This is a genomic window from Pseudomonas sp. TE12234 (genome assembly GCF_054061835.1).
Map to the genome: position 1 here is coordinate 105,019 of NZ_JBSSEP010000006.1, position 22,516 is coordinate 127,534.

Consider the following 22,516-nt stretch of genomic DNA (forward strand, 5'->3'; position numbering starts at 1 on the left):
CAGCTCCACGCCTTACGCGCCCGTGCCACCCACGGTGATCGCATCAATCTTCAGCGTTGGCTGGCCGACACCCACCGGCACCGACTGCCCATCCTTGCCGCATGTCCCCACACCGCTATCCAGCGACAGATCGTTACCGACCATCGACACTTTGCTCATGGCTTCCGGCCCGTTACCGATCAGGGTCGCGCCCTTGACCGGAGCGGTGATCTTGCCGTCTTCGATCAGGTACGCCTCGCTGGTGGAGAACACGAACTTGCCGCTGGTAATGTCCACCTGGCCGCCGCCAAGGTTGGCGCAATAGATACCGCGCTTCACCGAGGCGATGATTTCCGCCGGATCGCTTTCACCGGCGAGCATGTAGGTGTTGGTCATGCGCGGCATTGGCAGGTGCGCATAGGATTCACGACGGCCGTTACCCGTGCGGGCAACGCCCATCAGGCGCGCGTTGAGCTTGTCCTGCATGTAGCCTTTGAGTACGCCGTTTTCGATCAGTGTCGTGCACTCGGTCGGCGTACCTTCATCGTCAACGCTCAAGGAGCCACGGCGTCCGGCCAGCGTGCCATCATCGACAATGGTGCAGAGTTTGGATGCAACCATCTCGCCCATGCGTCCGCTGTAGGCCGAACTGCCCTTACGGTTGAAGTCGCCCTCCAGACCGTGGCCAACCGCTTCGTGCAGCAGCACACCCGACCAACCGGAACCCAGCACCACCGGCAATGTACCGGCCGGAGCCGGAATGGCTTCCAGATTGACCAGCGCCTGTCGCAGCGCTTCACGGGCATAGCCCATGGCGCGATCTTCAGCGAGGAAATAACGGTAATCGGTGCGGCCGCCACCGCCGTGACCACCGCGCTCACGACGGCCGTTCTGCTCAACGATCACGCTGACGTTGAAACGCACCAGCGGACGAACATCTGCTGCCAGACCGCCATCGGTGGACGCCACCAGAATCCGCTCCCAGACACCGGCCATGCTCACGGTAACTTGCTGGATGCGGGGATCGAGCGCGCGGGTCGCGGCATCGATACGCTTGAGCAGATCGACTTTCTCGGCGCGGGTCAGCACTTCCAGAGGATTGTCTGGCCCGTAGAGTTGCGCGACGTCCTGAGTGGTGAATGCCTGCACAGTGCCGTTTTGCCCGGCACGGGAGATCGAACGGGCGGCACGGGCCGCCGCACCCAAGGCTTCCAGCGTGATGGCGTTGCTGTAGGCAAAACCGGTCTTTTCACCCGATTGCGCCCGCACGCCCACACCCTGGTCAAGGTTGAAGCTGCCTTCCTTGACGATGCCGTCTTCCAACGCCCAGGACTCGGAAATCTGCCCTTGAAAATACAGGTCGGCGGCATCGATACCCGGGCCGGCCAAGTCGCCGAGCACACCCTGCAGGCTCTCGATCGTCACGCCACCGGGTGCCAGGAGATGATCACTGACTGAGGACAACAACTCGCTCATATGCTTTACGCCTTAAATTCGTCGTTCTGATGCAGGTCGCTCAGCGCCCTGCGAGAAAAAGCGCCGGTGACTGGACACCGGCATCCGCGCCCTGATGGACGCCTGTTCACTGCAGTCTCGTTCAGCCAGCAGCACGGCCTCACCCTGATCCTTTTGTGCCAGCACACGCCCCCATGGATCGATGATGGCGGCATGCCCCCAGGTTTCCCGCGGTCCCGGATGGGTTCCGCCCTGGGCGGCCGCGAGCACATAACACTGGGTTTCGATGGCCCGCGCGCGAATCAACACGTCCCAGTGCGCGGCGCCGGTCACCGCAGTAAAGGCGGACGGCGCGGTAATCAGCTCCGCGCCGGCAGCACGCAATTCGCTGTACAGCTCCGGGAAGCGCAGGTCATAGCAGACCGTCAGGCCGACTCGCCCCACCGGTGTGTCGGCGACCACGACGCCACTGCCATAAGCATAGTCATCGGATTCGCGATAACGGCCGCGATTGTCTGCCACGTCCACATCGAACAAATGCAGCTTGTCATAACGCGCGACCGTCTCACCCTGATCATCGACCAGCAACGAACAAGCATGCACCTTGGCCGTCGGCTGATCCACGGGCGGTAACGGCAAGGTGCCGGCCACTATCCATAACTTGAGGTCGCGAGCGGTCTGTTTCAACCAGGGCAGGATCGGGCCTTCGCCCAGCGCCTCGGCGCGGCCGATGTCGGCAATGTCACGCCGACCCATGGCCGCGAAGTTTTCCGGCAGCACGGCAAGCGCCGCACCGCCGGCCGCCGCTTGCTCGAGCAATTGACGGGCCTGGGCCAGGTTGGCCAGCACATCGCTCTGACTGACCATTTGAATCACCGCTACAGACATGGCGCGCTCCTGAATGGATAGGCGTCCATGCTACTCCATAGGCTTGGAGTGTGGGTTCTGAAAAAGAGCGTCAAAAAGGCTTGTCATAGGTGATTTTCGGCTCTTTCCATGGCCCCTTGACGGTGTACTTCACACTGGCAAAGCGGGCCACGCGGTCACCGATCAACTTGTCGATCAGGAACAGAGCGCCACCGACGGCAGGCGCGCCCACGATCAGGGCGGCAATCGGCAGGTTGTTGGTCACCGGCAACGTCACCATCAGCTTGGCGTCGATCTGATCACCCACCAGGTTCAGGGTGCCGTCGAGTTCAACATTGCTCGACGGACCGGTCATCTGGATGGGCTCACGGGTCACGTAGACGCCGTTGGTCGCCACCAACAGACCCTTGACCCGGTCATAGCTCAAGCCTTTGCCGAACAGGTCGGAAAAATCCAGGCGCAGCCGCCGGCCAATGGAGTTGAAGTTGAGCAGGCCGAACACCCGCAATGCCTGGGCGCCTCCTTCGACTTCAACAAACTGGCCCTCACTCATTGAGGCATTGAGGGTCCCGGAGAAACGCTTGCTGGCCAGCCAGGCCGGCGAACCGGGCCAGCGACCATCGACATCCATACGGAACTCCTGGCTGGTCACGCTCGGTGCAAAGCCCCATCCCTTGAGCACATCCGCCAGGTTCTTGCCGCTGATCCGCCCCTTGTACCAGCTTGTGCTGGAACCGGGCGCGCCTTCCCAGCCACCACTGCCTTGCAACAGGATGCCCTTGAGGCCCATATCCAGTGAGTTGAGGGCGATCCCCTTGGCAGTCGGACGAACCTTGAGCGACCAGGCACCGACCAGATCATTGCCCTGGAACAGTTGGTTGATGGTGATATCCAGCGCCGGGATCTTCGTCGGGTCCACGGAGGCCAGCGGGTCCGGCGAGTTTTCGTCGGCAAGGACCTTCGGATCGGGTGCCGGCAAACGCACGTACTGCAGATTAATGACCATCGGCGCGGCTTTCGCATCGGGAATGCTGGCGGTGCCCTTGACCTGCTGACTGTCGAGCTGCAAAGCCCAGGCGGCCGGTTTGCGCGTTAACTGCACGGATGCCTGATCCAGGGTCGTTCCCAATGCGCTGAGCTTGCCGACCTTGAAATCGGCACTGCTGAGCAATTGCTTGGCACTGCCCCCCGGGTCTTGCCCGGCGTATTTGTTCACCAGATCCTGCCAGGGGCCGACATCCAGCTCCGACAACACGCCGCGCACTCGCAAGCCCTTTGCACCAGGCAATACGGCATTGCCATTACCGAGGAACAACTCACCGCGACCCTCGGCAAAATTTCCGGGAGGTGCGGCAAAGGTGAAGTTCGCCAATTCGCCGTAATTCACCCAGTAGCGTCGCTCTGCCCCTTGCAAGGTCATGCGGAACGTCGTGTCACGCCCGGTTTCGACTGACATGCCGAAGGGAGCCGGCAAATCGACGGCGACACCTTTGAGATTGGAGTTGACCATCAACTGGCTATCGCCGCCATTGAGGGTCAGTTGCAATTGATAGGGGATCACGCCGCTCGCCGGCAACGGCTGAGTGACGCTCAGCCAGTTCGCAAGTTTCTTGACTTCGACCTGCCCCGAGGCCGTGACACGGGTATTGAGCTTGCCCTCACGACCATCGGCAAATATCTGTGCACTCACCGGTTTGTCGAACGCCTTTGCCGTGATGTTCTGGCCGCTCAACCCTTTGCTGCTGTCGAAACGAAAATCACCTTTGAGCTGAGTCAGTTCAAGAGGAGGCTCGGGCAATTTCAAACGGGCCTTTGCCGTTTTGAAATCGACAATGATCTTCGGCTGCTCGCCTTTGACCAACGGAATATCCAGCTTAAGTTTGCCTTGCAGATCACCCTCACCTTCCCAGCCGGCAAAAGTATCGGCAGTGCCGATCGGCGCTTCCTTAAGAATTTTCAGGCCATCACCCAAGCCGCCGGCAAACCCGCCGTCGAGGAACAGATGAATACTCTGCCCTTCCGGAACATGAGGAATGTTGACGTAAATATCGCTGACCTGGGTGTCGAGCAACTGCCCCTTGCTGGCCAGAATCCGCACGCCGCTGTCCTCGACGAACACGTCCCCCGTGACCTTGCTGACATGCGGCCAGCCCGGTTGAAACGCCAACTCGGCATCGTGCACCTTGAAAAACAGACTGATGCTGCGGGCGGCATCTTCGGCGCCGTGGTTCAGCGACCCTTGGTACTGGAAGAAACCCTGATCGACTGCCCCCTTGAGAATCGCTGTACGCAGCCATTCGTCGAGTGCCGGGCTGAGGACGGCTGGTAAATACTTGGCGGTATAGCGTCCATCCCCGTCGACCATGCCGACCCGCAGGTCCATGTAGTCTTCCTGGTTGTGGTCGAAATGCAGCCGGATCAGGAAGTCACCGGCAATCTTGCCTTCCTCGCCCAATACCTTCAGGTACGGCGCGATCAGGGTGAAACCTTCTTTATCGAGCTTCCAGGTCAACCGGGCATTGGCCTGGATGTATTGCCAGGGCTTGGCGAAAATCGGGTCCAGGTGGAGCATGAAATCCTTGCTGTCCATACGCAGCTCGCCGTGGCCCAGGTCGCCGCTGATACTGCCGCTGACATTCCGTGCCGCCGGAGCGCCGTGATAGGCATCGAAACCTACCCGATCGAGGTTGGCGGCAAAGCTGAACTTGCTGTCGTCAGTGGCATTGGGCCGCACATCAATCAGAACGTTGCGCAAGCCACCGATCACCTTGAGTCGCTCGACCACCGTGGCAAAGCCTTCAGGTAATGGCGCCAGGGCATTGAGCAACGGCGTGAGCGGAGTGAGCTCGAGGCGGTCGGCTTGCAGGTGCCAAGCCTCTTGCGCCTTGTCGGTGGCCGCGATTTGCTTGAGCTGCAAGCGTGATTCCCAGCGAGTCTCGCCCAGGTTCATGGCCAGAGAATCCAGGGTGACCAACATGCCTTCGTTGCTGCGCTGAAAATAGCCGTTGAGCGCCAGATTATTGATCTGGACCGGCTTGCGCTCGGCATAGGCCCCTTTGATTTGAGGCGCATTCAACCGAATAGCGGCGCTTTGCAAGGTTCCTTGGCCCCAGGTCGCCCACAGCTCGCCACCGGCCTTGATCTGCGAGAAATTCCATTGCTGGGAAACGCTTTCGGGCAGCCATTTAGACCAGTCACTTTGCGGCAGGCTCAGGTAGACGTCCGCCTCACCTTCCTTCCATTGACTGGCCTGAATGCGGGTACGCAGGCTCATCGCCACTGGCTGACCATCGGGCAGGGTCAAGCGGACATCGAGCCGCTGGCGGTATGCACCGGTTTTCAGATTCAGACCAACGTAAGTCAGGCTCAGCGGGGACTCACCCCAGGGCTGCAACGTGATCTGACTGTCGAGCACCGACAACTGCTGGACCATTTGCAGGCCATTGAGCAACTGCTCCGGGTCGAGGGGCTGATCGTTTTTTACCGGCAAACCTTCCAGCGCCCACTGACCATCATTGCCTTGTTTGAGGCTGATCTTCAGGCCATTGAGTTCCAGGTGGGCAATACGCACTTCGCGCGCCAGCAGACTGGCCCAGAGGTCGGGCACCGCCCGCACTTTGTCCAGGTGCAGCGCATTCGCACCCTCGCCGACCGTCACATCATGGGCCGACAATATGGGTGCGAAGCCGCTCCAGTTGCCTTCGAGTTCGCCAATCTGCAGCGGCATGCCCAAGGCGTCGCTGGCCCTGGCCTGAACCTCGCCGCGGTACTCGGCTACCAGTGGCGCCAGCTCACGGCCAAGACTGACGTACAACGCCATCAACACCAAAGCCAACGCGCACAGGCCAAGACCCCAGCGGGTCAGTGCGGCCAAAATGCGTGTCAGACGCTCCATGTCAGTTGGCTCCCATGGCAAAAGTTTTGCAAAAAGCTGAGGCCAGCCGTTCAGGAAAAGTTAAAACACAGCAGTTCAGAGCAGCACCACGTCGTATTGTTCCTGGGAATACATGGTTTCCACCTGGAACCGAATCGTGCGGCCGATAAACCCTTCAAGTTCGGCGACATTGCCTGACTCCTCATCGAGCAGTCGATCGACAACTTTCTGGTTCGCCAATACACGATAGCCTTCCGCCTGATAGGCGCGAGCCTCTCGGAGAATTTCCCGGAAGATTTCGTAGCAAACGGTTTCCGGGGTCTTCAACTTGCCGCGGCCCTGGCAACTGCTGCACGGCTCGCACAAGACCTGCTCGAGGCTTTCACGGGTGCGTTTACGGGTCATCTGCACCAGGCCCAACTCGGTGATGCCGATAATGTTGGTCTTGGCGTGGTCACGCTCCAATTGTTTCTCGAGTGTGCGCAGCACTTGACGCTGGTGCTCTTCATCTTCCATGTCGATGAAGTCGATGATGATGATCCCGCCCAGATTACGCAGGCGCAATTGCCGAGCAATCGCGGTCGCGGCCTCGAGATTGGTCTTGAAGATGGTTTCTTCCAGATTGCGATGACCGACGAATGCCCCGGTGTTGACGTCGATGGTGCTCATGGCTTCCGCCGGGTCGACCACCAGATAACCGCCGGACTTCAGCGGGACTTTGCGTTCCAGTGCTTTCTGGATTTCGTCTTCGACGCCGTACAGGTCAAAAATCGGCCGCTCGCCGGGGTAATGTTCCAGACGATCGGCAATCTCCGGCATCAGTTCGGCGACGAACTGCGTGGTTTTCTGGAAGGTTTCCCGGGAGTCGATGCGAATTTTTTCGATCTTCGGGCTCACCAGGTCACGCAAGGTACGCAACGCCAAGCCGAGATCTTCGTAAATCACACTCGGTGCGCTGATGGTTTTGATCTGCGCATTGATCTGATCCCAAAGCCGGCGCAGGTAGCGGATGTCCATGAGGATTTCATCGGCACCAGCGCCTTCCGCCGCGGTACGCAGGATGAAACCGCCCGCCTCCTTGATGCCTTCTTTGGCGACGCAATCGGAGACCACCTGCTTGAGACGCTCACGCTCGGCTTCATCTTCGATTTTCAGTGAAATGCCGACATGAGCCGTGCGCGGCATGTAGACCAGATAGCGCGAAGGAATCGACAGTTGGGTGGTCAATCGCGCGCCTTTGGAGCCGATCGGGTCCTTGGTGACTTGCACCACCAGGCTCTGGCCTTCATGAACCAGGGCGCTGATGCTCTCGACCGCCGGGCCTTCGCGCAGGGAAATTTCCGAAGCATGAATGAACGCGGCACGATCCAGGCCAATGTCGACGAAAGCGGCCTGCATACCGGGTAATACCCGTACGACCTTGCCTTTATAGATATTGCCAACGATGCCGCGCTTTTGCGTACGTTCGACGTGGACCTCTTGCAGGACACCGTTTTCAACCACCGCCACGCGCGATTCCATCGGCGTGATGTTGATCAGGATCTCTTCACTCATGGCAGGGTCTCGTTCAGGCATGTTCACGGTAATGGCCACATCTGGTCAGTACGACGCTCAACGCGCGTTATAGGTTTGCCAACAGGTTATGCCGAAATGGCCCAGCAGTTCTGCGGTTTCGCACAGCGGCAAGCCAACCACCGCTGAGTAACTTCCATTGAGCCCGGCGACAAACACCGCTCCCAGTCCTTGAATTCCATAACCACCGGCCTTGTCCCTCGGCTCGCCGCTGGCCCAGTAGGCCGCCGCCTCATCGCTGCCTATCGGACGAAAGCGCACCACGCTACGCACCACCCGTGACTCGCAACGCTCACCGTCGAGCAAAGCGATCGCCGTCAGGACTTCATGCTCACACCCGGACAACATCATTAGCATGGCGCAAGCGTCAGCTTCATCAACCGGCTTGCCAAGAATTTTCCCGTCCAGCACCACGGCGGTATCAGCCCCCAGCACGCAGAACGGAAGGTTGGACTGCACGACAGCGCGCCCGGCCGCAGCCTTGCCGCGCGCCAGGCGCTCGACATAGGCCGATGGGGATTCGTGGGGTAATGGCGTTTCGTCGATGTCCGCACTGACGGCGGAAAAGGGGACGCCGATCTGCGTAAGCAGTTCACGTCGACGCGGTGAGCCAGAGGCGAGGTACAGCGGCTTCATCAAGACATCTCCCTTGTCATGGTGTGGGCAAATGCCTGACCGAATCAGTTGATTTTGTAGCGTCGACGCAATCCGCGCAAACCGTAGCTGACCCAAGGCCAGAGCAAGGCGCTGACCAGTGCCGGCAACACCAGTGCCAGCGTGGGTTGGCGATTGCCGGTCAGGGCACTGAGCCATAGCTGAACCAGCTGTGCGAGGCCGAAGATCACCAGGATAACCAGGCTTTGTTGCCACATCGGGAACATCCGCAAGCGTTGTTGCAGCGCCAGCACCAGGTAGGTGATTAACGTCAGGATCAAGGCATTCTGCCCCAGCAGCGTGCCATAGAGCACATCCTCGGTCAGGCCCAGGCACCACGCGGTGACCATCCCGACTTTCTGCGGCAGGGTCAATGCCCAGAACGCCAGCAGCAAGGCCAGCCAAAGAGGACGGAGGATTTCCATGAATTGCGGCAGCGGCGATACGCTGAGCAGCAAGCCGATGGCGAAGGTCAGCCAGACGATCCAGCCGTTTCGGGAGGCTTTGACACCAGCCATTATTCTCGTCCCCCAGGGGTAGCCGGCGCGGAGACAGCCGGTTTGGCCGCAGGCTTCACCACGGCGGGTTGAGCCGTCGGCGGCTTGGATGGCGCCGGTGCCGTCGCGGACGGCTTCGGATGTTTAACCCCAGGTTTGGCCGGGGCTGTGGCCGCCGGCGCGGTGGCTGGCGCTGCCGGGGTCGCCGGGGCAGCCGGAGCCGGAACGATGGCCGGTTTGGGCACGGTCGCCGGAATGATCGGCCCACCGCCCTGCGCATCCAGGGATTCCTGCGCCTGGGCAGCGTCGTTGGCACGCTCTTCCGGGGTACGGGTGTCGCTGAACACCAGCAGCAGGTAACGGCTGCGGTTCAGCGCAGCCGTCGGCACGGCGCGAACAATGGCGAACGGCTGGCCGGAGTCGTGAATCACTTCCTTGACCGTTGCGACCGGGTAACCGGCCGGGAAGCGCTGGCCAAGGCCGGAGCTGACCAGCAGATCACCTTCCTTGATGTCAGCGGTATCAGCCACATGACGCAGCTCCAGGCGCTCCGGATTGCCGGTGCCGCTGGCGATCGCCCGCAGGCCGTTGCGGTTGACCTGCACCGGAATGCTGTGGGTGGAGTCGGTCAGCAACAGGACGCGGGAGGTGTACGGCATCAACTCGACCACTTGCCCCATCAGGCCGCGGGCATCGAGCACCGGCTGGCCGAGGACCACGCCGTCACGCTCGCCCTTGTTGATGATGATCCGATGGGTAAAGGGATTGGGGTCCATGCCGATCAGCTCGGCCACCTCGACCTTCTCGTTCACCAGCGCCGAAGAATTGAGCAACTCGCGCAGCCGAACGTTCTGCTCGGTCAGGGCGGCAAGCTTTTGCATGCGCCCCTGCAACAGCAGGTTCTCGGTCTTGAGTTTTTCGTTTTCGGCGACGAGTTCGGTCCGGCTGCCAAACTGGCTGGCCACGCCTTGCCATAGCCGCTGCGGCAGGTCGGTGATCCAGTAGGACTGCATCAACACCAGCGACATCTGGCTACGCACTGGCTTGAGCAGTGTGAAGCGGGCATCGACCACCATCAGCGCGATCGAAAGCACGACCAGCACCAACACGCGCACGCCCAGTGAGGGACCTTTGGAGAAAAGCGGTTTAATAAGCCGCTCCTCCCAGGCAAATGTTCTCTTTACTCATACGGCATCAAACCGGCCTGGATGCAGACGACAGAAGATAAACGCGAACAGGCAGCACTGCAAAGTGCCGCCTGCGCGCTCAACAGCATAGAGGCAATCCGGCGACTTATTCGCTGGAGAGCAGGTCCATGGTGTGTTTATCCATCATTTCCAGGGCACGGCCACCGCCGCGAGCAACGCAGGTCAGCGGGTCTTCGGCGACGATCACCGGCAGACCGGTTTCCTGGGCCAGCAACTTGTCGAGGTCACGCAGCAAGGCGCCACCACCGGTCAGGACCAGGCCACGCTCGGCGATGTCGGAAGCCAGTTCCGGAGGCGATTGCTCCAGCGCGCTCTTCACGGCCTGAACGATGGTGGCCAGGGACTCTTGCAGAGCTTCCAGCACTTCGTTGGAGTTCAGGGTGAATGCACGCGGAACGCCTTCAGCCAGGTTACGGCCACGTACGTCGACTTCACGCACTTCGCCGCCCGGGTAGGCCGTACCGATTTCCTGCTTGATGCGCTCGGCAGTCGATTCACCGATCAGGCTGCCGTAGTTGCGACGCACGTAAGTGATGATCGCTTCGTCGAAGCGGTCGCCGCCCACACGCACGGATTCGGCATACACCACACCGTTCAGGGAGATCAGGGCGATTTCAGTGGTACCACCACCGATATCCACGACCATCGAACCGCGAGCTTCTTCAACCGGCAGGCCGGCACCGATCGCAGCGGCCATTGGCTCTTCGATCAGAAATACTTCACGGGCACCGGCACCGAGGGCCGATTCACGGATGGCACGACGCTCAACCTGGGTGGATTTGCACGGAACGCAGATCAAAACACGAGGGCTGGGCTGCAGGAAGCTGTTTTCGTGAACCTTGTTGATGAAGTACTGCAGCATCTTTTCGCAGACGCTGAAGTCGGCGATCACGCCGTCTTTCATCGGACGAATGGCAGCAATGTTGCCCGGCGTACGGCCCAACATGCGCTTCGCTTCGGTGCCGACAGCAACGACACTTTTCTGGTTACCGTGTGTCCGAATAGCCACAACGGAGGGCTCATTCAGGACGATACCGCGCTCGCGCACGTAAATAAGGGTGTTGGCAGTGCCCAGGTCAATGGAAAGATCGCTGGAAAACATGCCACGCAGTTTCTTGAACATGGGAAAGGGACCCTAGGCAACGCGTGGGTAAAAAAGTGCGGCAAACTCTAACAACGACAGGGATTTTGGGCAAGGCGCCAATATGTTAAATTGGCCGCTTTTCTGTGCACCAAGCCCCACAATCGCGGCCTTATGACCGTAGAAGTGCGGTAGTGTTCCGACAATCTAACACACGGACGCCGTCCGTTCTGTTTTCCACTGGAGAATCCCAATGGCGCTTGAACGCTCCGACGTGGAAAAAATCGCTCATCTGGCCTGTCTGGGCCTCAATGAAGCCGATCTTCCACACATCACTTCGGCCCTCAACAGTATTCTCGGGCTGGTCGACGAAATGCAGGCGGTCAATACCGACGGTATCGAACCGCTCGCCCACCCACTGGAAGCCAGCCAGCGCCTGCGTGCAGACGTCGTGACCGAGACCAATCATCGCGAGGCTTACCAGTCCATCGCACCAGCGGTCGAAAACGGCCTGTACCTGGTTCCGAAAGTCATCGACTAAAGGGAAAGAGCCTGCAATGCATCAATTGACTCTGGCCGAGATCGCCCGCGGACTCGCCGATAAAAAGTTTTCTTCCGAAGAGCTGACCAAAGTCCTGCTGGCGCGCATCGCCCAGCTTGATCCACAGCTCAACAGTTTCATCAGCCTCACCGAGGACCTGGCGCTCACGCAGGCGAAAGCCGCTGACGCCCGCCGGGCCAATGGTGAGAGCGGTGCCCTGCTCGGCGCGCCGATCGCCCACAAAGACCTGTTCTGCACCCAGGGCATCCGCACCAGCTGCGGCTCGAAGATGCTCGACAACTTTAAAGCACCGTACGACGCCACCGTCGTCGCCAGGCTGGCCGCCGCCGGGGCCGTGACCCTGGGCAAGACCAACATGGACGAATTCGCCATGGGTTCGGCCAACGAGTCGAGCTACTACGGCGCCGTGAAAAACCCGTGGAACCTCGAATACGTGCCTGGCGGCTCGTCCGGCGGTTCGGCCGCGGCCGTTGCCGCTCGTCTGTTGCCGGCAGCCACCGGCACCGACACCGGCGGCTCCATTCGTCAGCCCGCCGCATTGACCAACCTTACCGGCCTGAAACCGACGTACGGTCGCGTTTCGCGCTGGGGCATGATCGCCTACGCCTCAAGCCTCGATCAGGGTGGCCCGTTGGCGCGCACTGCCGAAGACTGCGCAATTTTGCTGCAAGGCATGGCCGGTTTCGACCCGAACGACTCGACCAGCATCGACGAGCCCGTGCCGGACTACAGCGCCAGCCTCAACGGCTCGCTGCAAGGCCTGCGCATTGGCGTGCCTAAAGAGTATTTCGGCGCTGGCCTCGACCCGCGCATCGCCGATCTGATCCACAACAGCGTCAAGGAGCTGGAAAAGCTCGGTGCCGTGGTCAAGGAAATCAGCCTGCCGAACATGCAGCACGCGATCCCTGCGTACTACGTGATCGCCCCGGCGGAAGCTTCTTCCAACCTGTCGCGTTTCGACGGCGTGCGCTTCGGCTACCGCTGCGAAAACCCGGTCAACCTGATGGACCTGTACAAACGCTCCCGTGGCGAAGGCTTCGGTCCGGAAGTGCAGCGCCGGATCATGGTCGGCGCCTACGCACTGTCGGCCGGTTACTACGACGCCTATTACTTGAAAGCGCAGAAGATCCGTCGCTTGATCAAGAACGACTTCATGGCGGCCTTCAACGAGGTCGACATCATCCTCGGCCCAACCACGCCGAACCCGGCCTGGAAGCTTGGCGCCAAGAACAGCGACCCGGTCGCTGCGTACCTGGAAGACGTCTACACCATCACCGCCAACCTCGCTGGCCTGCCGGGCTTGTCCATGCCTGCCGGTTTTGTCGATGGCCTGCCGGTCGGCGTGCAATTGCTCGCTCCGTACTTCCAGGAAGGTCGCCTGTTGAACGTTGCCCACCAGTATCAGCTACACACTGACTGGCACACCCGCACCCCAACCGGCTTCTGAGGAGACACACATGCAATGGGAAGTCGTGATCGGGCTGGAGATTCATACCCAGCTCACCACCCGGTCGAAAATCTTTTCCGGTAGTTCCACCACGTTCGGCTCCGAGCCGAACACCCAGGCCAGCCTGATTGACCTGGGCATGCCCGGCGTACTGCCGGTGCTGAACCAGGAAGCGGTGCGCATGGCGGTGATGTTCGGCCTGGCGATTGACGCCGAGATCGGCCAGCACAACGTGTTCGCCCGCAAGAACTACTTTTACCCGGACCTGCCCAAGGGCTACCAGATCAGCCAGATGGAGCTGCCGATCGTCGGCAAGGGCCACCTGGACATCGCCCTGGAAGACGGCACGGTCAAACGTGTCGGCATCACCCGCGCGCACCTGGAAGAAGACGCCGGCAAGAGCCTGCACGAAGAGTTCAATGGTGCCACCGGCATCGACCTGAACCGTGCCGGCACGCCGCTGCTGGAAATCGTTTCCGAGCCGGACATGCGCAGCGCCAAGGAAGCCGTGGCCTACGTCAAGGCGATCCACGCACTGGTGCGTTACCTGGGCATCTGCGACGGCAACATGGCCGAAGGCTCGCTGCGTTGCGACTGCAACGTGTCGATCCGTCCGAAAGGCCAGGCCGAGTTCGGTACTCGCTGCGAGATCAAGAACGTCAACTCGTTCCGCTTCATCGAGAAGGCGATCAACAGCGAAATCCAGCGTCAGATCGAATTGATCGAAGACGGCGGCAAAGTGATCCAGCAAACCCGCCTGTACGATCCGAACAAGGACGAGACCCGTCCGATGCGCAGCAAAGAGGAAGCCAACGACTACCGTTACTTCCCCGATCCGGACCTGCTGCCGGTCGTGATTGAAAACGCGTTCCTCGACGACGTGCGCGCCACCCTGCCGGAATTGCCCCCACAGAAACGCGAGCGTTTCCAGGAGCAGTTCGGTCTATCGGTATACGACGCCAACGTGCTGGCCACCAGCCGCGAGCAGGCGGACTACTTCGAACAAGTCGCAAGCATCAGCGGCGACGCCAAGCTGGCCGCCAACTGGGTGATGGTCGAATTGGGCAGCCTGCTCAACAAACAAGGCCTGGACATCGAAGCGTCACCGGTTTCCGCCGAACAACTGGGCGGCATGCTGCTGCGTATCAAGGACAACACCATCTCGGGCAAGATCGCCAAGGTGGTGTTTGAAGCCATGGCCAACGGCGAAGGCAGCGCGGACGAGATCATCGACAAGCGCGGCCTGAAGCAAGTGACCGACACCGGCGCAATCTCGGCAGTGCTGGACGAAATGCTCGCGGCCAACGCCGAACAGGTCGAGCAGTACCGTGCGGCAGACGAAGCCAAGCGCGGCAAGATGTTCGGCTTCTTCGTTGGCCAGGCCATGAAAGCCTCCAAAGGTAAGGCCAACCCGCAACAGGTGAACGAATTGCTGAAAAGCAAACTCGAAGGCTGATAGAAATGGAGCCAGCATTTTTTACTGGCTCCGCGTCCTGTGGCGAGGGAGCTTGCTCCCGTTGGCCTGCGAAGCAGGCCCAGATCGGTAAGCGCATTTTTTCGACAAGAGTGCATTGGCTGATTTTGCGACCGCTTCGCGGCCGAGCGGGAGCAAGCTCCCTCGCCACAACTATTTTGGAAGCCTTTGAAATGAAACGTTTGCTCGGCGCCTGCGCCCTCCTTTCCCTCCTCGCCGGCTGCGCCAGCAACGATATCGTCGACCCACACGGCTACGACAAGACCGGCATGGCCTCGTACTACGGCGCCAAACACCAGGGTAAACGCACCGCCAGCGGCGAGCGTTTCGACAAGAACTCCCTGACCGCCGCCCATCGCCAACTGCCGTTCGGCACGCGGGTGAAGGTCACCAACCTGAATAACGACAAATCCTGCGTGGTCCGCATCAACGATCGCGGGCCGCATACCCGTGGGCGCCTGATTGACCTGTCCCACGAGGCCGCCGAACGCCTGGGCATGCTCAAGAGCGGCACCGCACGGGTTCGCGTGCAAGCCCTCGACGACTGACAAACGGAGCACCAACCATCTTCGGATTAGCCGATTTACCCCTGATCAGCGTGATCGAATTGCTCAGCGGGCTGGTGCTGTTGATTGCCGGCGCCGAACTGATGGTACGTGCCGCCGTGCGCCTGGCCGCGGGCCTGCATGTGCGACCGCTGATCATCGGCCTGACCATCGTCGCCCTTGGCAGCAGCGCACCGCAGATGGCCATCAGCCTGCAAGCCACCCTGGCCCATAACGCCGACATCGCCGTCGGCAGCGTGATCGGCAGCAGCATTTTCAATATCCTCGTAACCCTCGGCCTGTCGGCGCTGATCATCCCGCTGCGGGTCTCACGGCAACTGGTGCGCCTGGATATTCCGCTGATGATCGGCGCCAGCCTGCTGGTGTTCGTACTGGCCTGGAATGAAGAGCTGACCCGCGCCGATGGCGTCATCCTGCTGACAGCACTGCTGTTATATCTGGGCCTGTTGCTGCGTCAGTCAAAGCACTCGGCGCGTCCGCAGTCGACTCATGAGCACCCTGGCCAAGCGCCATGGTTGAAAAGCCTGCTGATGATCGGTGGCGGTCTGGCGATGCTGATCTACGCCGGTCATTTGCTCTTGGGTGCAGCCGTAGCGGTCGCCACAGATCTGGGACTGTCGGAGCGGATCATCGGCCTGACCATCGTTGCCATCAGCACGTCCCTGCCAGAGCTCGCGACCTCGCTGATCGCCGCGTTGCGGGGTGAACGGGAAATTGCCGTGGGCAACGTCATTGGCAGCAACCTGTTCAACCTGTTGGGCGTCCTGGGCTTTACGGCATTGATTGCGCCGACACCGCTGTCGGTATCGCCCAATGCCATGGATTTTGACTTGCCGGTGATGCTCGGCGTCGCCGCGCTGTGTCTTCCGGTGTTCTATTCCGGCTACCGGGTGACCCGCGCCGAAGGCCTGCTGTTTTTGGGTTTGTACCTGGCTTACGGGCTGCACGTAGTGTCGTTCACCACGGGCATGCCATTGGCGGGCACGCTTGAACACCTGATGCTGTTTTTCGTCCTGCCGGCGCTGGTGGCGTTTTTGCTGTTCACGTCGCTGCGCGCCTGGCGTCGCCAACACCACAAGAGGGAATTGCCATGACCGAGAATAAAAAGACTGGCGTTGAAGTACGCCGCCAAGTGATGGGCGACGCCTTCGTCGACCGCGCGCTGGGCAATGCCACCGAGTTCACCCAGCCACTGCAGGATTTCGTCAACGAACACGCCTGGGGCAGTGTCTGGAGTCGCGAAGGCTTGCCGCTTAAAACCCGCAGCCTGATTACCCTCGCCGCCCTGACTGCACTGAAGTGCCCGCAGGAATTGAAAGGCCATGTGCGCGGTGCGCTGAACAACGGCTGCACCGTGGAAGAAATTCGCGAAGCGCTGCTGCATTGCGCGGTGTATGCCGGCGTGCCGGCGGCGATCGATGCGTTCCGGGCTGCGCAGGAAGTGATTGATACGTACCAGAAGCCGGAATGAAACCGCGAACAATGCGGTGATTGATCGACCGTTATCGCGAGCAGGCCTGCTCCCACAGGGGGATGCATTCCAAATGTGTGCGAGTCTGCTCGCGATGAGCCCCTGAAGAGCACTGCCTCTTCAGCGACTAGATCCACCCACCCCACTGCAACAGAAAGATCCCGATGTTGGTGGTGACCGCCGCCATCAGCGTAGTGATGACGATGATCGCCGCCGCCAGTTCATGATTGCCATTGGCCGCACGGGCCATGACAAAACTGGCCGCCGCCGTCGGGCTGCCGAAGTACAGGAACAGAATCCCCAGCTCGGCGCCACGAAAACCCCAGAGCCACGCGCCGAATGTCGCCAGTATCGGCAGGCCGAGCATCTTCACCAGGCTTGAACTCAGCGCCATCGAACCGCTCTTGCGCATTGCCGCCAGCGACAGCGTGCCGCCAATGCAGATCAACGCCAACGGCAGGGTGGTCTGCGCCAGGTACTGGCCGGAGGTTTCCAGCCATCCCGGCAAACCGATCTTGAAGTAGGCAAAAGGTGCCGCCGAGATCACGCTGATGATCAGCGGATTGCTGAACACGCTTTTGCAAATGCTCCAAGGATCGGACTTGATCACCGGGCTATAGACTGCCAGCACGATGGTCGACAGCGTGTTGTAGAACAGGATCACCAGCGCCGCGAGAATCGCCCCCAGGGAAATGCCGTAATCGCCGTACATGCTCGCCGCCAGCGCCAGGCCAATGACCCCGTTGTTACCGCGAAAAGCACCCTGGGTGTAGATCCCGCGGTCTTCGCGCGGGCACTTGAATATCGCCCAGCCCCAGGCGATGGCAAAGCCCACCAGGGTGGCGAGGGAGAAGTAGATGAGCAGCGCCGGCTGCAGCGCGGCGTGCAGGTCGGCATGCAGGATGCCGAGAAACAGCAACGCCGGCATGCTGACGTTGAACACCAGCGCCGACGCAGTGTGGATGAAGTTATCGTTGATCCAATTGATGCGCTTGAGCAGCACCCCCAGAAACAGCATGGCGAACACCGGGGCGGTGATATTCAGGGTTTCTAGGAAAATGGCCAGCATGCCGGAGTGGACCTTGAGGTGGGCGTCGTTAGGGGGCTAATGATAAGCCAGCAAGTCCCTCGGCGTCTGGTAGAACGCTATCGCTGGCAAGCCAGTTCCCACAGGTTCCTCGGTGTTCATACGTTTTATGCAACGCAGAAGATTCCTGTGGGAGCTGGCTTGCCAGCGATGCAGGCAACGCGATCTCAGGTAATCGGCGCCGGGTTGAACAAGGTGATGTCGTTATGCAGCTTGTGCTTTTCGGCCCACGTCTGCTTCTTGCCACTGGCCACGTCCAGGTAGTAGTGGAACAACTCCCAGCCCAGCTCTTCGATGGAGGCGCGTCCGGTAGCGATTCGCCCGGCGTCGATGTCGATCAGGTCTGGCCAGCGCTGTGCCAGTTCAGTCCGGGTCGATACCTTGACCACGGGCGCCATGGCCAATCCATAAGGTGTGCCACGACCGGTGGTGAACACGTGCAGGTTCATACCCGCCGCCAGCTGCAACGTCCCGCAGACAAAGTCGCTGGCCGGCGTTGCGCAGAAGATCAGGCCTTTGTCCTTGAAACGCTCGCCAGGGCCGAGCACCCCAGTAATCGCGCTGCTGCCGGACTTGACGATCGAGCCCAGGGATTTCTCGACAATGTTCGACAAACCGCCCTTCTTGTTGCCCGGCGTGGTGTTGGCGCTGCGATCCGCTTCCCCCTTGGCCAGGTAACGGTCATACCAGTCCATTTCCCGAACCAGTTCCTGAGCGACTTCCCTGGTTTGCGCGCGCGAGGTCAGCAAGTAGATCGCGTCGCGCACTTCGGTGACTTCGGAGAACATCACCGTCGCCCCCGCACGCAGCAACAAGTCCGAGGCGTAGCCCAGGGCCGGGTTAGCGGTGATCCCGGAGAACGCATCACTGCCGCCGCATTGCATGCCCAGGATCAGCTCGGACGCCGGCACCGTTTCACGACGGCGCTGATCGAGCTTCTTCAAACGGGTTTCGGCCAGCGCCATGATCTGCTCGATCATCTCGGTAAAACCGTGGCTGGAGTCCTGCAGGCGATACAACCAGGGCTCGCTCAAATCCACCGAACTGTCGTTCTCGTGCATCACCTGCCCGGCCTGCAACTTCTCGCAGCCCAGGCTGATCACCAACGCCTCGCCACCCAGGTTCGGGTTGCGCGCCAGATTGCGCACGGTGCGAATCGGGATGTAGGCATCGGTGGCGGTGATTGCCACGCCACAGCCATAGCTGTGGGTCAGTGCCACCACGTCATCGACGTTCGGGTACTTGGGCAGCAGTTCGTCCTTGATGCGCTTGACCGCATGGTCCAGCACGCCGGTGACGCACTGCACCGTGGTCGTGATGCCGAGAATGTTACGCGTGCCAACCGTACCGTCGGCATTGCGATAACCCTCGAAGGTAAACCCCTCCAGCGGCGCTTGCGCGGCCGGCACTTCGGTGGACAGCGGCAGGCTGTCCAGCGGCGGCGCGGTGGGCATGCGCAGTTGGTCTTCCTTGACCCAGCTGCCGCGCGGGATCGGCTGCAAGGCATAGCCAATGGTCTGGCCGTAACGAATCACCTGGCCACCCTCGGGTATGTCAACCAGCGTGACCTTGTGGCTCTGTGGCACGAAATCCACGGTGACCAGGCCATCGGCAAACTCGGTGCCGGCCGGCACGCCCTGATCGTTGACCACGATCACTACGTTGTCCCGCTCGTGCAGGCGGATGTAGCGCGGCGAGTCGGAATGTTCAATCAACTGCATGACGCCGCTCCTCAGGAATGCGCTTGAGACAATTTGTTATTCATTTCAGGACCGCCCATCGGTGGTTCTTTGAGCACCACGCGTTTAATCGGACCGACGATGACCAGATAGCTGAACACCGCGACCAATGCGTTGCAACCGACAAACACCAATGCCCACTTGAACGATCCGGTCGAACTGATGAGGTAACCGATCACGATCGGAGTAGTGATCGAGGCGAGGTTGCCAAACATGTTGAACAGGCCACCGCTCAAACCGGCGATCTGTTTCGGTGAAGTATCGGAGACCACCGCCCAGCCCAGCGCGCCCACGCCCTTGCCGAAGAACGCCAGTGCCATGAAGCCTACGACCATCCATTCGATGTCGACGTAGTTACACGCCACGATACTGCTGGAAACGAGCAGACCGGCAATGATCGGCGCCTTGCGGGCGAACGTCAGGGAGTGACCCTTGCGCAGCAGGTAATCGGAAATCACCCCGCCGAGCACGCCACCGATGAAGCCACAGATCGCCGGCAACGAGGCAATGAAACCGGCCTTGAGGATGGTCATGCCGCGCTCCTGCACCAGGTACACCGGGAACCAGGTCAGGAAGAAGTAAGTGATGCCATTGATGCAGTATTGCCCCAGGTAAACACCGAGCATCATGCGGTTGGTCAACAGCTGGCGAATGTAGTCCCACTTCGGCCCGTCGACCTTTTTGCCTTTGCCTTTGTCCTGATCCATGTCGACCATGCCGCCGTTCTCGGCAATGTGCTTGAACTCGGCGTCGTTGATCATCGGGTGCTGGCGCGGGCTGTGGATAACTTTCAGCCAGATCAGCGAGAACACAATGCCGATGCTGCCCATCACGACAAACACGTGCTGCCAGCCAAAGGTGTAGACGATCCAGCCCATGAGCGGCGCGAACAGCACCGTGGCGAAGTATTGCGCGGAGTTGAAGATCGCCGATGCCGTACCGCGTTCAGCGGTCGGGAACCAGGCCGCCACGATGCGAGCGTTGCCAGGGAAGGATGGCGCTTCGGCCAGGCCCACCAGGAAGCGCAGCATGAACAGCGCCACGATCGCCGAGGACATGCCGAACTCACCGACATAGCCCTGCAGGACGGTGAACAGCGACCAGGTGAAGATGCTCAAGGCATAGATTTTTTTCGAGCCGAATCGGTCCAGCAACCAGCCACCGGGAATTTGCCCGGCCACGTAGGCCCAACCGAATGCAGAGAAGATATAGCCGAGGGTGACCGCGTCGATGCCGAGGTCTTTTTGCAGACTCGAGCCGGCAATGGCGATGGTAGCGCGGTCGGCGTAGTTGATCGTGGTCACCAGGAACAGCATGAGCAAGATCAAATAGCGGACGTGAGTCGGCTTGGTCGATTGCATGTAGATGTACTCCCACTGATTATTTTTATGCGCGGGTGAAACGGGTACGGTCCCTGTAGGAGCGTGCCTGCTCGCGATGGTGGTCAACGATGACGCGGGGTATCAGGTTGTGCGTCGCGTCCTGGAGACCATCGCGAGCAAGCTCGCTCCTACAGGGGTATTGCGTTATGAGCCGATGTAGCTGGTCTTAACGACCGTGTAGAACTCTTGCGCATAGCGGCCTTGCTCGCGGGAGCCATAGGACGAACCTTTACGCCCACCGAACGGAACGTGGTAATCCACGCCAGCGGTCGGCAGGTTGACCATCACCATCCCGGCCTGAGAGTGGCGCTTGAAGTGGTTGGCGTACTTCAACGAAGTGGTGGCGATGCCCGCCGACAGACCGAATTCGGTGTCGTTGGCCATGGCCAGTGCCGCCTCATAATCAGCGACGCGAACCACGTTGGCTACCGGGCCGAAGATTTCTTCACGGCTGATGCGCATCGCAGCTTCGCTGTCGGCAAACAGGGTTGGCGCGAGGTAGTAGCCCTCGGTGTCGCAGGTCACCAAACCACCGCCGCTGACCAGACGCGCACCTTCGGACTGGCCGATGTCGATGTACTTCATGTCCTGTTCAAGCTGGGCTTGCGAAACCACCGGACCAATGTCGGTTCCCGATTTCAAGGCGTGGCCGACCTTGATCGACTTCATGCGCTCGGCCATGGCTTCGACGAACTTGTCGTGGATACCGGCGGTGACGATGAAGCGGCTCGATGCAGTGCAACGCTGGCCGGTGGAGTAGAACGCGCTCTGCACCGACAGCTCGACCGCTTGCTTGAGGTCGGCGTCGTCGAGAATGATCTGCGGGTTCTTGCCGCCCATTTCCAGCTGGACCTTGGCCTGGCGCGATACGCAGCTGACAGCGATTTGACGACCGACACCCACGGAACCGGTGAAGCTGATGCCGTCGACTTTCGGGCTGTGGACCAGTGCATCGCCGACTACGCGGCCGCTGCCCATCACCAGGTTGAACACGCCAGCGGGGAAGCCTGCACGGGAGATGATTTCCGCCAGGGCCCAGGCGCAACCGGGCACCAGGTCCGCAGGCTTGAGCACAACGCAGTTGCCGTAGGCCAGGGCCGGGGCGATTTTCCACGACGGGATGGCAATCGGGAAGTTCCACGGGGTGATCAGGCCGACCACACCCAGTGCTTCGCGAGTGACTTCAACGTTGACGCCCGGACGCACCGACGGCAGGTAGTCGCCCGACAGGCGCAGGCATTCACCGGCGAAGAACTTGAAAATGTTGCCGGCGCGGGTCACTTCGCCAATGGCTTCGGGCAGGGTCTTGCCCTCTTCCCGAGCCAGCAGGGTGCCGAGCTCTTCGCGACGAGCGAGAATTTCCGTGCCGACTTTATCCAGGGAATCGTGACGCGCCTGAATGCCGGAAGTGGACCACGACGGGAACGCGGCACGGGCAGCATCGATGGCGGCATGGACCTGGGCCAGGTCAGCCTTGGCGTAGTCGCCGATGGCATCGCTCAGCTCGGACGGGTTGATGTTGGTCGAGTAATCGCTGGCCGCGACCCATTCGCCGTTGATGTAGTTGTCGAAACGCTTTGCATTTGCCACGGGACTGCCCT

The 22,516-nt window shown here is 60.6% G+C and carries 18 protein-coding genes; 6 read left to right on the top strand and 12 right to left on the bottom strand.

Annotation, left to right across the window (positions count from 1 at the left end):
- Positions 1 to 12: 12 nt before the first annotated feature.
- The 8 genes from tldD to mreB all read right to left on the bottom strand — a co-directional run bounded on the left by tldD (position 13) and on the right by mreB (position 11,229).
- Positions 13 to 1,455 (bottom strand): metalloprotease TldD, encoded by a 1,443-nt coding sequence (tldD, locus tag ACVWYU_RS11955; protein ID WP_247256003.1) that lies wholly within the window; start codon positions 1,453 to 1,455, stop codon positions 13 to 15.
- A 12-nt stretch (positions 1,456 to 1,467) separates the two neighbouring features.
- On the bottom strand, positions 1,468 to 2,322 hold the full coding sequence (locus ACVWYU_RS11960; RefSeq protein WP_457372759.1) for a carbon-nitrogen hydrolase family protein: 855 nt from the start codon (positions 2,320 to 2,322) through the stop codon (positions 1,468 to 1,470).
- A 70-nt stretch (positions 2,323 to 2,392) separates the two neighbouring features.
- On the bottom strand, positions 2,393 to 6,196 hold the full coding sequence (locus tag ACVWYU_RS11965; RefSeq protein WP_457372760.1) for a YhdP family protein: 3,804 nt from the start codon (positions 6,194 to 6,196) through the stop codon (positions 2,393 to 2,395).
- A 75-nt stretch (positions 6,197 to 6,271) separates the two neighbouring features.
- Positions 6,272 to 7,729 (bottom strand): ribonuclease G, encoded by a 1,458-nt coding sequence (gene rng / locus ACVWYU_RS11970; RefSeq protein WP_047537689.1) that lies wholly within the window; start codon positions 7,727 to 7,729, stop codon positions 6,272 to 6,274.
- Positions 7,730 to 7,786: 57 nt separating this feature from the next.
- Positions 7,787 to 8,383: a Maf family protein gene (locus ACVWYU_RS11975; protein WP_457372761.1), complete on the bottom strand. Its 597-nt coding sequence runs from the start codon at positions 8,381 to 8,383 to the stop codon at positions 7,787 to 7,789.
- A gap of 44 nt (positions 8,384 to 8,427) precedes the next feature.
- Positions 8,428 to 8,919 (bottom strand): rod shape-determining protein MreD, encoded by a 492-nt coding sequence (mreD, locus tag ACVWYU_RS11980; RefSeq protein ID WP_090316072.1) that lies wholly within the window; start codon positions 8,917 to 8,919, stop codon positions 8,428 to 8,430.
- Positions 8,919 to 10,049, bottom strand: coding sequence for a rod shape-determining protein MreC (gene mreC / locus ACVWYU_RS11985; protein ID WP_090316069.1), 1,131 nt, complete (start codon positions 10,047 to 10,049; stop codon positions 8,919 to 8,921). Before mreC ends, mreD begins: the two co-directional genes overlap by 1 nt.
- Positions 10,050 to 10,191: 142 nt before the next feature.
- Complete coding sequence (gene mreB, locus ACVWYU_RS11990) at positions 10,192 to 11,229, bottom strand: rod shape-determining protein MreB (protein ID WP_002555108.1); 1,038 nt, start codon at positions 11,227 to 11,229, stop codon at positions 10,192 to 10,194.
- Between the two features lie 211 nt (positions 11,230 to 11,440).
- On the opposite strand from mreB, the gene gatC reads away from it, so the two are divergent.
- The 6 genes from gatC (at position 11,441) to ACVWYU_RS12020 (ending at position 16,707) form a co-directional block, all read left to right on the top strand.
- Positions 11,441 to 11,728: an Asp-tRNA(Asn)/Glu-tRNA(Gln) amidotransferase subunit GatC gene (gene gatC / locus ACVWYU_RS11995; RefSeq protein WP_047537661.1), complete on the top strand. Its 288-nt coding sequence runs from the start codon at positions 11,441 to 11,443 to the stop codon at positions 11,726 to 11,728.
- A 16-nt stretch (positions 11,729 to 11,744) separates the two neighbouring features.
- The gene (gene gatA, locus ACVWYU_RS12000; RefSeq protein ID WP_457372762.1) at positions 11,745 to 13,196 is read left to right on the top strand and encodes an Asp-tRNA(Asn)/Glu-tRNA(Gln) amidotransferase subunit GatA; all 1,452 of its coding nucleotides are present in this window, start codon (positions 11,745 to 11,747) and stop codon (positions 13,194 to 13,196) included.
- 10 nt (positions 13,197 to 13,206) lie between these two features.
- The gene (gatB, locus tag ACVWYU_RS12005; RefSeq protein WP_090467156.1) at positions 13,207 to 14,652 is read left to right on the top strand and encodes an Asp-tRNA(Asn)/Glu-tRNA(Gln) amidotransferase subunit GatB; all 1,446 of its coding nucleotides are present in this window, start codon (positions 13,207 to 13,209) and stop codon (positions 14,650 to 14,652) included.
- Positions 14,653 to 14,843: 191 nt separating this feature from the next.
- Complete coding sequence (locus tag ACVWYU_RS12010) at positions 14,844 to 15,218, top strand: septal ring lytic transglycosylase RlpA family protein (RefSeq protein WP_090316063.1); 375 nt, start codon at positions 14,844 to 14,846, stop codon at positions 15,216 to 15,218.
- 50 nt (positions 15,219 to 15,268) lie between these two features.
- Positions 15,269 to 16,330 (top strand): calcium/sodium antiporter, encoded by a 1,062-nt coding sequence (locus tag ACVWYU_RS12015; RefSeq protein ID WP_457372763.1) that lies wholly within the window; start codon positions 15,269 to 15,271, stop codon positions 16,328 to 16,330.
- Entirely contained in the window at positions 16,327 to 16,707 is a 381-nt protein-coding gene (locus tag ACVWYU_RS12020) for a carboxymuconolactone decarboxylase family protein (protein WP_047537646.1), read from the top strand. Before ACVWYU_RS12015 ends, ACVWYU_RS12020 begins: the two co-directional genes overlap by 4 nt.
- A gap of 127 nt (positions 16,708 to 16,834) precedes the next feature.
- Here the strand turns inward: ACVWYU_RS12020 and ACVWYU_RS12025 are convergent, their stop codons facing one another.
- The 4 genes from ACVWYU_RS12025 to ACVWYU_RS12040 all read right to left on the bottom strand — a co-directional run bounded on the left by ACVWYU_RS12025 (position 16,835) and on the right by ACVWYU_RS12040 (position 22,505).
- On the bottom strand, positions 16,835 to 17,776 hold the full coding sequence (locus ACVWYU_RS12025) for an AEC family transporter (protein WP_248914330.1): 942 nt from the start codon (positions 17,774 to 17,776) through the stop codon (positions 16,835 to 16,837).
- 185 nt (positions 17,777 to 17,961) lie between these two features.
- Positions 17,962 to 19,515, bottom strand: coding sequence for a galactarate dehydratase (gene garD, locus ACVWYU_RS12030; RefSeq protein ID WP_090316055.1), 1,554 nt, complete (start codon positions 19,513 to 19,515; stop codon positions 17,962 to 17,964).
- Between the two features lie 11 nt (positions 19,516 to 19,526).
- Positions 19,527 to 20,894, bottom strand: coding sequence for an MFS transporter (locus ACVWYU_RS12035; RefSeq protein ID WP_248914328.1), 1,368 nt, complete (start codon positions 20,892 to 20,894; stop codon positions 19,527 to 19,529).
- A 165-nt stretch (positions 20,895 to 21,059) separates the two neighbouring features.
- On the bottom strand, positions 21,060 to 22,505 hold the full coding sequence (locus tag ACVWYU_RS12040; protein ID WP_457372764.1) for an aldehyde dehydrogenase family protein: 1,446 nt from the start codon (positions 22,503 to 22,505) through the stop codon (positions 21,060 to 21,062).
- Between the last annotated feature and the right edge of the window lie 11 nt (positions 22,506 to 22,516).

Coding starts and splice junctions, on each gene's coding strand:
- tldD (WP_247256003.1), bottom strand. CDS start 1,455: ATGAGCGAGTTGTTGTCCTCAGTCAGTGATCATCTCCTGGCACCCGGT.
- ACVWYU_RS11960 (WP_457372759.1), bottom strand. CDS start 2,322: ATGTCTGTAGCGGTGATTCAAATGGTCAGTCAGAGCGATGTGCTGGCC.
- ACVWYU_RS11965 (WP_457372760.1), bottom strand. CDS start 6,196: ATGGAGCGTCTGACACGCATTTTGGCCGCACTGACCCGCTGGGGTCTT.
- rng (WP_047537689.1), bottom strand. CDS start 7,729: ATGAGTGAAGAGATCCTGATCAACATCACGCCGATGGAATCGCGCGTG.
- ACVWYU_RS11975 (WP_457372761.1), bottom strand. CDS start 8,383: ATGAAGCCGCTGTACCTCGCCTCTGGCTCACCGCGTCGACGTGAACTG.
- mreD (WP_090316072.1), bottom strand. CDS start 8,919: ATGGCTGGTGTCAAAGCCTCCCGAAACGGCTGGATCGTCTGGCTGACC.
- mreB (WP_002555108.1), bottom strand. CDS start 11,229: ATGTTCAAGAAACTGCGTGGCATGTTTTCCAGCGATCTTTCCATTGAC.
- gatC (WP_047537661.1), top strand. CDS start 11,441: ATGGCGCTTGAACGCTCCGACGTGGAAAAAATCGCTCATCTGGCCTGT.
- gatA (WP_457372762.1), top strand. CDS start 11,745: ATGCATCAATTGACTCTGGCCGAGATCGCCCGCGGACTCGCCGATAAA.
- gatB (WP_090467156.1), top strand. CDS start 13,207: ATGCAATGGGAAGTCGTGATCGGGCTGGAGATTCATACCCAGCTCACC.
- ACVWYU_RS12010 (WP_090316063.1), top strand. CDS start 14,844: ATGAAACGTTTGCTCGGCGCCTGCGCCCTCCTTTCCCTCCTCGCCGGC.
- ACVWYU_RS12020 (WP_047537646.1), top strand. CDS start 16,327: ATGACCGAGAATAAAAAGACTGGCGTTGAAGTACGCCGCCAAGTGATG.
- ACVWYU_RS12025 (WP_248914330.1), bottom strand. CDS start 17,776: ATGCTGGCCATTTTCCTAGAAACCCTGAATATCACCGCCCCGGTGTTC.
- garD (WP_090316055.1), bottom strand. CDS start 19,515: ATGCAGTTGATTGAACATTCCGACTCGCCGCGCTACATCCGCCTGCAC.
- ACVWYU_RS12035 (WP_248914328.1), bottom strand. CDS start 20,894: ATGCAATCGACCAAGCCGACTCACGTCCGCTATTTGATCTTGCTCATG.